This is a genomic window from Nocardioides sp. HDW12B, from assembly GCF_011299595.1.
Classification (GTDB): domain Bacteria; phylum Actinomycetota; class Actinomycetes; order Propionibacteriales; family Nocardioidaceae; genus Marmoricola_A.
The window spans coordinates 3,526,066-3,539,220 of sequence record NZ_CP049867.1 but is presented as its reverse complement, the minus strand read 5'-3'; the positions used below and the strand labels follow the sequence as shown (position 1 = coordinate 3,539,220).

The following is a 13,155-nucleotide window of genomic DNA, read 5'->3' as shown; positions in this document are numbered from 1 at the left end:
TCAGGAGCGGGCGTGGCCGCGCGCGACCCGGGCCGCGACCTGGGCGCGGGAGCTGAGCCCGAGCTTGCGCAGGATGTTCTCCACGTGACCCTGCGCGGTGCGGATGGAGATGACGAGCCGGTCGGCGATCTCCTGGTTGGACAGGCCCTCGCCGAGCAGGGCGGCCACCTCGCGCTCGCGGGTGGTCAGCCCCTCGACGCCGTCGGCGAGGCGCTGCGGGCCGGGGCCGCCGCGCGGCTCCTGGCCACGGGCGAGCCGGATGGCCTCCGCGGTGCCGAGCTGCTGCCCGCGCCGGAAGCTGCGCTCGAAGGACCGCTCGGCCAGCAGGCTGCGCGCCAACGCCTCCCCGACGTCGCGCTCGGCGGCGATGAAGGGGGCGGAGGCGGGGGCGCCCTGCACGAAGCTCCAGATGGCGCGAGCCGCGCCGAAGAGGGTGGCGGCGCGCTCGCCGTCGCCGCGGGCGGACGCGATGCCGGCCAGCGCCTCGAGCACCATGGCCAGACCGGGGCGGTCGCGCAGCACCTCCTTCATCGTCAGCGCCTCGAGCTGGAGCCGGGCGGCGCGGTCGAGGTCGCCGGCGTCGCGGGCCGCGACCCCGCGCCACCACAGCGCCAGCGAGCGGGTGTAGAGCTCGCCCGCGGCCCGGGTGGTCTCGAGGCACGCCTCGATGGCGCGCTCGGCCGCCTCCCGCTCGCCGCGGTGGTCGTGGCAGACACCGGTGATCATCAGGCAGACGCTGACGTGGTTGACCACGCCGACGTCCTCGAAGCGGGCGAGCGCCTCCTGGGCCCGGGTGAGGGCCTCGTCCATGTCCCCGGCGAAGAAGGCGACGCTGGCGCGGGTGAAGGCCTGGTAGGCGACCAGCAGCCCCAGCGGCTGCTCCGCGACGAGCGCGTCGTTCTCGGCGAGGTGGGCCGCGGCGTCGTCGGTGTCCCCGCGGATCGCGGCCAGGTAGGCGAGCATGCCGTGGGCCAGGGCCCGCTCCGGCACCGTGCCGGTGCCGTGGGAGAGCGCGAGCTCGAGCCAGTGCCGGGCCTCGGCCAGCAGGCCGGTCACCAACCAGTAGCCCTCGAGCGCCATCACGACCCGCAGGGCGGTCGGGGCGTCCTCGGGGTGCCCGGCGCAGTGCTCGAGGACGATGCGGAGGTTGGCGTGGTTGCGACGCCAGTGCTCCAGCCAGACGGCCTGGGTGGGACCGGTCCACTCCACCCCGAGCCGCATCGACAGGTCGACGAACCACTGCTCGTGCCGGTGGCGGTAGTGCTCGAACTCGCCGGCCTCGGCCAGCCGGCCCATCCCGAACTGCCGGATGGTCTCGAGCATCCGGTAGTGCAGGTCGTCGGCGGGGTCGCGGGTCACCAGCGACTTGTCGATGAGGTTCTGCAGCACGTCGAGGACCTCGCCGGCGTCCAGGCCGCTGCCGCTGCAGACGTACTCCGCCGCCTCCAGGCCGAAGCCACCGGCGAAGACCGACAGCCGGGCCCAGAGCAGGCGCTCCTGCGGCGAGCAGAGGTCGTAGCTCCAGGTCACCGAGGCCAGCAGCGAGCGCTGGCGGTCGGGGGTGTCGGCGTACCCGCGACTGAGCAGGCGGTAGCGGTCCTCGAGGCGTTCCAGCATCACCTCCGGGGTGAGTGCCGTGATGCGAGCGGCCGCGAGCTCGAGCGAGAGCGGGAGACCCTCGAGGGCGCCGCAGAGCCGGCCGATCGCCGCCGCGTTCGCCTCGGTCGCCCGGAAGCCGGGCATGGCCGCCGCGGCGCGCTGCAGGAAGAGCCGGACGCCGTCGTACCTCTCGAGGTCGGTCAGCGCCACCTCGTCGTCCGGGCCGGGCACCGACAGCGGCGGCACCGGGTAGACCACCTCACCGCGGACGCCGAGCGCGTGGCGGCTGGTGGTGAGCACCCGCAGGTGCGGGCACCGCTCGAGCAGCTCGACGACGAGGAAGGCCGCCGCGTCCCCCACCTGCTCGCAGTTGTCGAGCACCAGCAGGGCGGGTCGGTCGGCGACGAGCTCGGCGACCGCGTCCACGGGGCTGTCGGTCGGGCGGATGTGCAGCCCGAGGGCCTCCACGACCGCGAGCCCGACGAGGTGCGACTCGGTCACGTCGGCCAGCGGAACCGTCCACACCGCGGAGCCCTCGGGCTCGCTCTCGGCGTACGAGCGGGCGAGGCGGGTCTTGCCGGCGCCGCCGATGCCGGTCAGGGTCACCAGGCGTGCTCCGGCGAGGGTGCGGCGCACGTCGACGAGCTCGCGTCGGCGGCCGACGAAGGGGGTGGCGTCGAGCGCGAGCGCGGTCATGGTCTCCCCGTCGCGAGCACGCGACGGGGACGCTCACGCAGCGGCGTCGCCCAGGACATCCTCCCAGTGTGTCCGAGGCGACGCCGCGCGTCTGCACTTGTGGCCCGGCGATCGGCCGCAGTGCAGCAGCGAGAGGCCTCACGACCCCCCTGGACGATTGTCCAGGTCGGAGGACCAGGAACACACGGGGAGAATTACGGGTATCGGTGTGCGGGCGCGTTGCGGACGCCGCGACGGCGGGCCCTACCAGCGACCCCGGTGGGTGACGTCGGCGACCGGGGGGCGCCCACGACGCGCGGACCCGGCCGGGCCCGCGTCGTCGGTGCGGTGCCCCAGCGACACCACCCCGACCGGGGTGTACGCCGTCGGCACGTCGAAGGCCGCGCGGAACCGGTCCACGGCCGGACCGGGCAGGCCGAAGAAGCAGGCCCCCAGGCCCTCGTCGACCGCCGTGAGCAGCATGAGCATCGCCGCCATCGCGGTGTCGGTGTGCCAGTAGGGCACCGGCCAGCGTGCCTCGTCCCGGTCGCTCCACCCCTTGTCGGGCTCGGCGTAGCGCTCGAGGTAGGCGTCCTTGCAGCTCAGGGTCACCACGAGCACGGGGGCGGTCATCAGCCCTCGCAGCCACCGGTCAGGAGCCTCGACGCGGTCACCGGCGGTGGCCCGCCAGTAGCGGGCGACGTCGTCGGGGTTGTCGAGCAGCAGGAAGGCCCACCCGGCGCTGTTGCCGGCGCTCGGGGCCCGGTGCCCGGCGGCCAGGACGCGGTCCACCACGGCGGCCTCGACCGGCTCCGACGAGTAGTTTCGGACCATCCGGCGGCGGCGTACCGCCTCGCTGAGCTCCACGGCACAAGGATCACACGCGACGTCACCTCGAGGAGGGACAGGTCATGAGCGCGACCCTCGGGACGACCCCGGACTGGGAGGCGATGTGGGGCGACCTGGCGCCGGTGGGACGGGCGTCGAGCGGCGGCTACCTCCGTCAACCCTTCACCGCCGCCGAGCGCGAGGCGCGCGCCTGGTTCCTCCAGGAGTGTGCGCGGCGGGACCTGGCGGTCGAGGAGGACGGCTTCGGCAACGTCGTCGCCTGGTGGCGGCCGGATTCATGTCGCCCTGACCAGAAAGCGGTGCTGACCGGCTCGCACCTCGACTCCGTGGTGCAGGGCGGCGCCTTCGACGGTCCGCTCGGCGTGGTCTCGGCGCTCGCCGCCCTCGACGAGCTGCGCGAGCGGGGGGTGGAACCCGTGCGTGCGCTGGGGATCGCGGTCTTCAGCGAGGAGGAGGGCTCGCGCTTCCCCGTCGCCTGCCTCGGCTCGCGGCTCGCCGCCGGGGTCCTGGCGTGGGACGCCGCGCGCGAGCTCCGCGACCGCGACGGCGTGCCGTACGCCGACCTGGTGCCCGGGCCCGGGCACGGCTCCGACCTGCTGGCCGAGGTCGGGGTCTTCGTCGAGCTGCACGTCGAGCAGGGGCGCGACCTGGTCCACCGGGAGGCCGCCGTCGGCGTGGCGGAAGGCATCTGGCCGCACGGTCGCTACCGCTTCGACCTCACCGGCCGCGCCGACCACGCCGGTGCCACCGCGATGGCCGACCGGCGCGACCCGATGACGACGTACGCCCACGCGGTGCTGGCCGCGCAGGAGGCGGCGCGGGTCGCCGGGCAGCGGGCGACCTTCGGGCGGGTCCAGGTCGCACCCAACGGCACCAACGCCATCCCCTCGGCCGTGACGGCCTGGCTCGACGCCCGTGCCGCGACCACCGACCTGCTCGAGGAGCTGGTGGCGGCGGTCCGGGGGCGCACCGCGGACCAGGCCGGCCGCGACGGCACCGGGCTCGAGGTCACCGCCGAGTCGGTGACCCCCGCCGTCGCCTTCGACCCGGTGCTGGCGCAGCGCCTCGCGCGCCACCTGGGACGTCGGCGACCCGGACCGCAGGCCGAGCCGCTCCCGGTGGTGCCGACCGCGGCCGGACACGACGCCGGGGTGCTGTCGACCGCGGGGGTGCCCACCTCCATGGTGTTCGTGCGCAACCCCACCGGCGTCTCGCACGCCCCCGACGAGCACGCCGGGACCGCCGACTGCCTCGCCGGCGTCAGCGCGCTCGCCGACACCCTGGAGCTGCTGCTGGCCCCGGACGCCCCGACGCCGGACCCCTCCGACCCCGAGACCCAGGTGAGCCCGTGACCGCGCCCCCGTCCACGACGTACCGCCTCGAGCACGCCTGGGTGGCCGGCGCCGCCGGCGCCGACGAGGTCCGCTCCGACGTGCTGGTCGGAGTCGCCGACGGGCGGATCGTCTCCGTCGACGAGGCGGGAGCCGGCCGGGCGCGGCCGGGTCCCGCGGCCGTCCGGCTGCCGGGGCTGACGCTGCCGGGCTTCGCCAACGGCCACAGCCACGCGTTCCACCGCGCCCTGCGCGGTCGCACGCAGCGCGGCCAGGGGTCGTTCTGGACCTGGCGCGAGCAGATGTACGACCTCGCGGGACGCCTCGACCCCGACACCTACCGCACGCTGGCCACCGCGGTCTTCCGCGAGATGGCCGCGGCGGGCTGGACGGCGGTCGGGGAGTTCCACTACCTGCACCACCAGCCGGACGGCACCCGCTACGGCGAGCCGAACGTGATGGCCGAGGCGCTGGTGGAGGCGGCCCGCGACGCCGGCGTCCGGCTGGCGCTGCTCGACACCTGCTACCTCAGCGCCGGGCTGGCGCCCGACGGGTCGCCGCTCGCGGTGGAGGGGGTGCAGCGCCGCTTCAGCGACGGCACGGCGGAGGCCTGGCAGGAGCGCACCGACGAGCTCACCGCCGAGCTCGGGGGCGACGTCGTGGTCGGGGCCGCGCTGCACTCGGTGCGCGCGGTGCCGCTGCGCGACATGCGGCTGGTCGCCGAGTGGGCCGACCGGTTCGAGACCCCGCTGCACGTCCACCTCTCCGAGCAGGTGGCGGAGAACGAGCAGTGCCTGGCGGCGTACGGGCGCACCCCGACCGAGGTCCTCGACGAGGCGGGCGCGCTCACCGACCGCACCACCGCCGTCCACGCCACCCACCTGACCGGCACCGACGTCGGCCGGCTCGGCGCCGCCGGAGGAGCGGTGTGCTTCTGCCCCACCACCGAGCGCGACCTCGGCGACGGCATCGGCCCCTCGCGCGAGCTCGCCGCGGCCGGGGCGCACCTGACCGTCGGCTCCGACAGCCACGCCGTCGTCGACCCCTTCGAGGAGATGCGCGCCGTGGAGCTCGACGAGCGGCTGCGCGCCCGCGCCCGCGGCCACCGGGAGGCGGCGGAGCTGCTGCGCGCCGGCACCCTGGCCGGGCACCGCTCGCTCGGCTTCGGCGACGCCGGCCGCATCGCGGTGGGCGCCCGCGCCGACCTGGTCACCGTCGACCTCACCACGCCACGCACGGCGGGCGGGGGCGCGACCGCCGAGACCGCGGTGTACGCCGCGACCGCCGCCGACGTGCGCCACGTCGTCTCGGGCGGGCGGGTGGTCTTCGACGGCGACCACGAGTCGGTCGGCCGCGCGCTTGACGCGGCCGTCGCCGCGGCGTGGGGCGACCGGTGAGCGCCGCCGTGCCCGAGGCGCGCGGGACCGTGCTGGTCACCGGCATCGGCGAGCTCGTCACCCACGACCCGGCGCACCCCGGTCCGCTCGGTCTGCTCACCGACGCCGCGGTCGTGGTCGAGCGGGGGCGGGTCGCGTGGACCGGGCCTGCGCACCGGGCGCCGGCCGCCGACGAGCGGATGGACGTCGGCGGGCGGGCGGTGGTGCCGGGCTTCGTCGACTCCCACAGCCACCTGGTCTTCGCCGGCGACCGCGCCGCCGAGTTCGAGGCGCGCATGGCCGGGCGTCGCTACGACGGCGGCGGCATCCGCACCACCGTGGTCGCGACGCGCGCGGCGGCCGACGAGCAGCTGGAGGCGAACCTGCTGCGCCACCTGGCCGAGATGCGGGCGCAGGGCACGACCACGGTCGAGGTCAAGAGCGGCTACGGGCTCACGGTGCTCGACGAGGCCCGGTCCCTGGCGATCGCCGCCCGGTTCACCCCCGAGACCACCTTCCTCGGCGCCCACGTCGTGCCGGACGAGTACGCCGAGGACCCGGCCGGCTACGTCGACCTCGTCACCGGCCGCATGCTGGAGGCCTGCGCGCCGTACGCCCGATGGATCGACGCCTTCTGCGAGCGGGGCGCCTTCGACGCCGACCAGGCGCGGGCCGTGCTGGCGGCCGGCGCCGCCGCCGGGCTGCAGGGGCGGCTGCACGCCAACCAGCTCGGCCCCGGGCCGGGGGTGCGGCTGGCGTGCGAGCTCGGGCTGGCCGCCGTCGACCACTGCACCCACCTCGACGACGCCGACGTGGCCGCGCTGCGCGACAGCGGCACGATCGCCACGCTGCTGCCGGGGGTGGAGTTCTCCACCCGCTCGCCCTACCCGGACGCGCGCGCCCTCGTCGACGCCGGCGTCGAGGTCGCGCTGGCCTCCGACTGCAACCCCGGCTCGTGCTACTCCTCGTCGCTGCCGTTCTGCCTCGCGCTGGCCGTGCGCGAGATGGGCCTGACCCCGGCCGAGGCGCTCCGGGCCGCGACGCTGGGCGGAGCCCGGGCGCTGCGGCGCGACGACGTCGGGCACCTGCGCGTCGGGGCCCGCGCCGACCTGGTCACGCTGGCCGCGCCGTCGTACCTCCATCTCGCCTACCGCCCCGGCGTCCCCCTCACCACCCCGCTCGCCCTCGCGCCACCCCCCGTCACCCCCTGAGAAATCGCGCACAAGACCGCTCATGGGGCTCATGGGGCGATCTCCAGCCCCATGAGCGAACTTGTGCACGGTTCTGGGGGCGTTTGTGCACGGATCTGGGGGCGGGCGGGGAGGGGGGCGGCGTAACCTGCCACGCATGTTGTCGCTTCGACGGTCCCGGTCTCGTGTCGTCTCCCTCGTCGCCGGGGCGTCGCTGCTCGCGGCCGGGCTGGTCGGGGTCGGGACCACCGGCGCCGGGTCCGCCTGGGGCGCCCCCGGTGACCCGGTCGACCCCGCGCAGGAGCAGAACACCTACGCCAAGACGCAGGAGCGGGCGGAGGTCTACCTGACGCCGGCCGGGCTGGCGGCCCTCGCCACCCTGGGAGCGGAGACCTTCGTCCAGGCGCTCGTCGAGCAGGGCTCGGACCCCGAGCGCTTCTACCTCTCCGACGCCTGCTGGTCGGGGTCGCTGACGTGCGCCGGCGACGTACGCCTGGCGCGGTGGCGCGAGGACGGCCACGGCAAGGTGCGCGAGGTGCTCTACACCGCGCGCAACGGCGCGACGCTCAACGGGCACGTGTGGGCCACCGACGCCGGCCCGCGCAAGCGGCCGCTCGTCGTCATCACGCCCGGCTCGGTGCAGGCGCCCGAGCAGCTCTACTGGTGGGCGGCGCAGACCCTCGCCAAGCAGGGGTACGTCGTGCTCACGCGCGACGCGCAGGGACAGGGCCAGTCCGACACCTTCGGCGAGGGCGTCGACTTCCTCGACAGCGTGCCGTCCCAGACGACCGGCGTGACGTTCTTCGACGGCACCCAGGACAGCCTCGACTTCGCGCTGTCCAGCAAGGCGGACCCCTACTGCCCGCGCCGCAGCCGCTCCGGCACGAGCCACTGCGACAAGCAGGAGCGGCGGGCGGCCGCGGGGCTCAACGCCGGCTGGAACCCGTTCGCCCGGCTCGTCGACCGCACCCGGGTCGGCCTCGCCGGCCACTCGTACGGCGCCGCCGGCGTCAGCTGGGTGGGCCAGCAGGACCGCCGGGTCGACGCGGTCGTGGCCTGGGACAACCTGTGCGACGTCACGGCGGCGACCCCGCCGCGGCTGACGGCCGGGGGCAACGTGCCCGCCGGGTGCCTCGAGGGCGGTCTCGGGTCGCCGAAGCCCCGGGTGCCCTCGCTGGGCATCTCCAACGACTACGGACTCACGCCCACGCCGTTCCTGACCGAGCCCGACCCGCGGGCCAAGTCGCAGGGGTCGCGGGTGTTCTCGAAGGCCGGCGTCGACTCCGGCCAGCTGGTGGTCCGGGGCGGCACGCACTACGAGTACTCCTTCATCCCGACCCCGACCTTCGGGGCGACGCGGCGCGGCATCGACCTGGCCTCCTGGTACACCACGGCCTGGTTCGACCGCTACGTCAAGGGCAGCGGGGCCGGGGCCCTCGACCGGCTGCTCACCGACGGCTGGCGCCACGACGCCGTGGACCGCGAGGTCGACCCCGAGGGCGGCGGCGACCTGCTGAGCGAGCGCTACCGCTCGCGCCTCGACATCGGGCGCGACGGCGGGCTGCGCGTCCGGTGCGAGGACCTGCGCGGCGACTGCGCTGCCCTGCGCGCCGACGACCGCCCCTCGTCGTACTCCTACGTCCGGATCGCCACCTCTCCCGACCGCTGACCGTCCGACGAGCCCGGATACCGCTAGTATCCGAACGATGAGCAGCTCCACGGACGACCGGTTGGCGACCATGACCCTGGGCCAGCGAAAGCACGCGCCGGTGCCCCGCAGCGGGCTGCCCCGCGGTCCCCGAGGACCGGCGATCGTGCAGTCGGCCGCGCTGATGCGCTTCCGCCACCAGTTCGTGCCGTGGCTCCGCAAGCGGTACGGCGACGTCGCGACCGTCAAGCTGCTGCCGGAGGGCCGCCCGCTCGTGCTGTTCAGCCGCACCTCCACCACCAAGGAGATCTTCGGCAGCGACCCCGAGGTCTTCCACGCCGGCAAGGGCAACGCCGTGCTCGGGCCGATCATGGGGGCGCACTCGCTGCTGCTGGTCGACGGGGCGAAGCACAAGCGGGCCCGCAAGCTGCTGATGCCCGCCTTCCGCCCGTCCGCGATGGAGGGCTACCGGACGGTCGTGGCCCAGCTGGCCCGCGAGGAGGTCGCCTCCTGGACGCCCGGCGAGGAGCTGCGCAGCCTCGAGCGGATGAACGCGCTGACGCTGGAGGTCATCCTGCGCGTCGTCTTCGGCGTGGCCGACGAGGAGCGGCTGGCCCGGCTCCGCCCGCTGGTCAACGCGACCGTCGACGTCAAGCCGGTGGTGCTGCTCGGCTGGGGCTATCCCGCCCTGCAGCGCTTCGGGCCGTGGAAGAAGGTCGTGCAGGTGCAGCGCGAGCTCGACCGGCTGCTCTACGCCGAGATCGCCGAGCGACGTGCTGCGACCGACCTGGCCGAGCGCACCGACGTGCTCTCGCAGCTGCTGCTCGTGGGCCAGGGTGAGGCTCAGGACGGGCGCGGCGCCGGGGGTGAGGCGCCGCTCAGCGACGAGGAGCTGCGCGACCAGCTCGTCACCCTGCTGCTGGCCGGTCACGAGACGACCGCCTCGGGCCTGGCCTGGGCGCTCTACGAGCTCGGACGGCACCCCGAGCTGATGCGGCGCGCGCAGCAGGCGGCGCGCGAGGGCGACGACGACCACCTCGAGGCGGTGGTGAAGGAGTCGCTGCGGCTGCACCCGATCATCCCGATGGTGGTGCGCTTCCTCATGAAGCCGGCGGTCGTCGGCGGCCACGAGCTGCCGGCCGGGGTGTCGGTCGGGCCGTCGATCCTGCTGGCGCACGCCGACCCCGACAACTTCCCGCAGCCCGACGAGTTCCGGCCCTCGCGCTTCCTCGACGAGGAGGTGCGGCCGAACACGTGGATCCCGTTCGGCGGCGGCGTGCGCCGGTGCATCGGTGCCGGGTTCTCGCTCATGGAGGGCGTGGAGGTGCTGCGCCAGGTGCTCACGACGTACGACGTGGGCGTGGTCCCCGGCCACACCGACCGGCCCCGGGTCCGCAACATCACGAGCGTCCCCGACCGCGGCGCCCGCGTCGTCGTCACCCCCGTCTGACCCCGCCTCCCACGCGGAGCGTCGCGTCCGCGCCGTCGACGCGGCACCCGGCAAGTCACAGGTGACGCACAGGCGGCTCACCGGTCGTCCTCGGGGTGCGGGTGCCAGAGTGGGTGGAGCGTCGCGGCCACCGGCCCGACCGGACCCCAGGAGGCGTCGTGCCCGAGACCGTCTTCGGACTCCCCGTCCACCCGCTCGTCGTGCACGCCACCGTCGTGCTCGTCCCGCTGACGGCGCTGGTGCTGCTGCTCGCCGTGCTGCTGCCGCGCTTCCGGACCTGGGCCGGGTGGCTGCCGCTGGGCCTGGCCGTCGTGTCGACGGTCCTGGTGCCGATCTCCACGAGCTCGGGAGAGAACTTCGAGGAGCAGCTCGGTGGCTCGAAGCTGATCGAGGAGCACGCCGAGCTCGGGGAGATGCTGATCTGGTGGTGTCTCGGCATGCTCGCCGTCGCGGTCGCCCTCACCGTCGTGGGGCGCCGCTCGGCGAGGTCGTCGCGAGCCCCGTCGAAGGGCACGGCCCTCGCGCTCGCCGTGGCCGGGGTCGTGGCCTGCGTCGGCACCTTGGTCCAGGTCGTGCTCATCGGCCACTCGGGCGCCGAGGCCGCCTGGGGCGGCCTCGCCTCCAGCTCGTCGGCGGACACCGACGGCTGACCCGCCCGGACGGCCGAGTCAGGCCGTCGGGCGGTTGCTGCGGATGACCCCGGCGGGGTCCACCGCGGCCTTCACCGCCCGCAGGCGCTCGGCCACCTCCGGGGTGAAGCAGGACGTGGCGTCGCTGCTCGAGCCCCGGAAGTTGAAGAAACCGCGCTCGGTGGACTGCGGGGACAGCGCCTCGCGGACGGCGGCGAAGCCCGCCTCGATCGCCGGCACCAGCTCGGGGACGGCCGGGACGCCGAGGGTGAAGAACGAGTAGTTCTCGCTCAGTCCTCCCTGGGGCACGTCGTCGCGGGTCGAGCGGGCCAGCGCGCCGCCGAGGTGGCGGATCTGCACGACGTTGAGCGCGAGCTGCGCACCGGCACCCGCCACGCGCAGCAGCCGGTCCACCGTGGTCGTGTCCAGGTCGGCGAGCAGGCCGGAGCTCTCCATGGCCGGCATCGGGTCCACCGGCTCGGCGGCGATGTCCCCGAGCCGGCCGAGCGGCACGTGGCCGACCGTGTCGAGGATGAGGGCCGGCACGCGACGCAGCGGCTCGAGGATCGGGCCCAGGTCGGCCTCGTCGCCGAGGTAGGTCAGGTCCACCGCGACGAAGGACTTGCCGCGGATCTCCTCGGGGAGCTCCGGCATCGGCGGGAACCGGAAGATCTCGGCCCACATGGTCAGCGCCTCGGGCGCCTCGGCGGTCGCTTCGCGGAAGGAGTGGAGCACCGGGTGCGCCATCTCGAGCGGCCACATCAGCCGTCCGCCGACGACCGGCGGCGCGGGCGTCAGGCGCATCTCGATGGTGGTGACCACCGCGAAGTCGCCACCGCCGCCGCACATCGCCCAGAACAGGTCGGGGTCGGAGGTGGCGGTGACCCGCCGGGCGGTGCCGGTGGCGTCGACGACCTCGAACGCCTCGACGTTCTCGGCCGCGCTGCCGATGCTCCGGCTGAACCAGCTGAGACCGCCGCCGACCGTGAAGCCCACGACGCTCGGGTCGGGGCTGCTGCCGGCCGGCACGATCATCCCGGTCGGCTCCACGGCCGCGAGCACGGCGCCCCACTTGACGCCGGCGCCGACCCGCACGACCTGCTTCGCGACGTCGACCTCGATGTCGTCCAGCGCGGCGGTGCGCAGCAGCACGGTCCCGGTCAGCGCCTCGGTGGCGCCGTGGCCCACGGGCTGGGCCGAGACGCTGAGCCCGTGGCGGGCCGCGCAGGTCACGGCGGTGACGACGTCGGCGACGTCACGGACCGCCACGACGGCGGCCGGCTCCTGCGGCACGTTGACGACCCACGCCATCCGGGCGGGTACCCAGGCGGCGTCGTCGGGTCCGACGACCCGGCCGGGGAGCAGGTCGCGCAGCTCGGCCAGGGCGCCGGCGGCGTCGGGCTCGATCGCCGTACGTCGTGCCTGGTGCGGCAGCTGCGGGGCCAGGGTGGTGGGGGTGGTGACCACGTCGGTCATGGGAGGTCCTTTCGTGAGGGCCCGGAGGCCGGGGCCGCGCTCGTGGCGCGGTGTCGGGAGCTGCAGGGTGTGTGCCGGTGAGGCACGAGGTGGCATGGATCGGCGCGTCGGGTGCTCCGGACGCGGTGCCGGATGCTGAGGAGTCTTGGACGCCCCGCGTGATACCGGCCAGGGACGGAGGTCTGGACGACCGGGCCCTCGGTCCGGACCCGCCCGGGCCCGTTCGGACCTGTCGGGAGCTGCCCGGGCCCACCCGGGCTCAGCAGGAGACCGAGGGGTTCCAGCTGGCGAAGACGCCGGCGGGGTTGCTGTCGAAGAGCCAGACGTGAAGGTCGTAGTGGACCGGCATCTGCGGGTCGTGGCCCGGCATCGGGCCCTCGAACGGCCGGCCCCACAGGGAGGGGCGGTCGTCGTCGGTCCCGAGCTGCTGGTCGGCGTCGGCCTGGAACCACTCGGCCCCGATGAGCCGGCGGCCGTCGGGGTCACCGTCGGCGGTCGGTCCGTAGAGGAGGATGGCGGGCTTGGTCGGGTCGACCGGGGCCATGGCACGGGCGGGGTTGAGGTAGTGGTAGCCCATGCCGCCGTCGGGCGACTCGGTGCAGGGCGAGACCGGGATGAAGCCGTCGGCCAGGGCGCGGTCGACGTCGCGGTAGGGCGACAGCGACTTCTTCAGCGCGGCCAGGGGAGCGCCGTCGCGGGCGTGCGCCGCCGAGGCGCTCGTCGACCCGCTCGTCGACCCGGCGCTGTCGTGGGCCGAGGCGGAGGGGCCGATCATCGTGCTGGTGACCGCGGCGGTCGCGCAGGCGCCGACCACGGCGAGCCGGGTGACCGCGGCGCGGCCGGGACCGCGTCGGCCGCGGACGAGGGTGGGGCGGGTGACTCTCATGCTGTGCTCCTGGGTCTGTCCGGCTGCGGGGCCGGTCCGTTGGTGT

General features: G+C 75.2%; 10 protein-coding genes. 6 read left to right on the top strand and 4 right to left on the bottom strand.

Features of this window, described 5'->3' with window-relative positions; all coding sequences use genetic code 11:
* Together G7072_RS20100 and G7072_RS16550 are read right to left on the bottom strand one after the other, a co-directional pair.
* Entirely contained in the window at positions 1–2,295 is a 2,295-nt protein-coding gene (locus G7072_RS20100; protein WP_166088313.1) for a LuxR C-terminal-related transcriptional regulator, read from the bottom strand.
* Between the two features lie 243 nt (positions 2,296–2,538).
* Positions 2,539–3,141, bottom strand: coding sequence for a nitroreductase family protein (locus G7072_RS16550; RefSeq protein WP_166088311.1), 603 nt, complete (start codon positions 3,139–3,141; stop codon positions 2,539–2,541).
* A gap of 44 nt (positions 3,142–3,185) precedes the next feature.
* Between G7072_RS16550 and G7072_RS16545 the strand changes: the two genes are divergently transcribed.
* From G7072_RS16545 to G7072_RS16520, 6 genes are all read left to right on the top strand, one after another.
* Positions 3,186–4,475 carry an allantoate amidohydrolase gene (locus G7072_RS16545; RefSeq protein ID WP_166088309.1) on the top strand — a complete coding sequence of 430 codons (1,290 nt, stop codon included), beginning with the start codon at positions 3,186–3,188 and terminating at the stop codon, positions 4,473–4,475.
* Positions 4,472–5,851 (top strand): formimidoylglutamate deiminase, encoded by a 1,380-nt coding sequence (locus G7072_RS16540; RefSeq protein WP_166088307.1) that lies wholly within the window; start codon positions 4,472–4,474, stop codon positions 5,849–5,851. Before G7072_RS16545 ends, G7072_RS16540 begins: the two co-directional genes overlap by 4 nt.
* On the top strand, positions 5,848–7,041 hold the full coding sequence (gene hutI, locus G7072_RS16535) for an imidazolonepropionase (protein WP_240917003.1): 1,194 nt from the start codon (positions 5,848–5,850) through the stop codon (positions 7,039–7,041). Before G7072_RS16540 ends, hutI begins: the two co-directional genes overlap by 4 nt.
* Positions 7,042–7,177: 136 nt before the next feature.
* Positions 7,178–8,689, top strand: a complete 1,512-nt coding sequence (locus G7072_RS16530; protein ID WP_166088305.1) for a hypothetical protein — start codon at positions 7,178–7,180, stop codon at positions 8,687–8,689.
* A gap of 37 nt (positions 8,690–8,726) precedes the next feature.
* Positions 8,727–10,118 carry a cytochrome P450 gene (locus G7072_RS16525; RefSeq protein WP_166088303.1) on the top strand — a complete coding sequence of 464 codons (1,392 nt, stop codon included), beginning with the start codon at positions 8,727–8,729 and terminating at the stop codon, positions 10,116–10,118.
* 158 nt (positions 10,119–10,276) lie between these two features.
* Entirely contained in the window at positions 10,277–10,768 is a 492-nt protein-coding gene (locus G7072_RS16520; RefSeq protein ID WP_166088301.1) for a DUF2231 domain-containing protein, read from the top strand.
* An 18-nt stretch (positions 10,769–10,786) separates the two neighbouring features.
* Here G7072_RS16520 and G7072_RS16515 read toward each other — a convergent pair whose 3' ends face one another.
* Complete coding sequence (locus G7072_RS16515) at positions 10,787–12,223, bottom strand: FAD-binding oxidoreductase (protein WP_166088299.1); 1,437 nt, start codon at positions 12,221–12,223, stop codon at positions 10,787–10,789.
* Positions 12,224–12,482: 259 nt separating this feature from the next.
* Positions 12,483–13,109 carry a hypothetical protein gene (locus G7072_RS16510; protein WP_166088297.1) on the bottom strand — a complete coding sequence of 209 codons (627 nt, stop codon included), beginning with the start codon at positions 13,107–13,109 and terminating at the stop codon, positions 12,483–12,485.
* Positions 13,110–13,155: the final 46 nt, after the last annotated feature.

What these genes read in the sequence shown, in the direction of transcription:
- G7072_RS20100 (WP_166088313.1), bottom strand. Translation starts at nt 2,295, where the DNA reads ATGACCGCGCTCGCGCTCGACGCCACCCCCTTCGTCGGCCGCCGACGC.
- G7072_RS16545 (WP_166088309.1), top strand. Translation starts at nt 3,186, where the DNA reads ATGAGCGCGACCCTCGGGACGACCCCGGACTGGGAGGCGATGTGGGGC.
- G7072_RS16530 (WP_166088305.1), top strand. Translation starts at nt 7,178, where the DNA reads ATGTTGTCGCTTCGACGGTCCCGGTCTCGTGTCGTCTCCCTCGTCGCC.
- G7072_RS16525 (WP_166088303.1), top strand. Translation starts at nt 8,727, where the DNA reads ATGAGCAGCTCCACGGACGACCGGTTGGCGACCATGACCCTGGGCCAG.
- G7072_RS16515 (WP_166088299.1), bottom strand. Translation starts at nt 12,223, where the DNA reads ATGACCGACGTGGTCACCACCCCCACCACCCTGGCCCCGCAGCTGCCG.
- G7072_RS16510 (WP_166088297.1), bottom strand. Translation starts at nt 13,109, where the DNA reads ATGAGAGTCACCCGCCCCACCCTCGTCCGCGGCCGACGCGGTCCCGGC.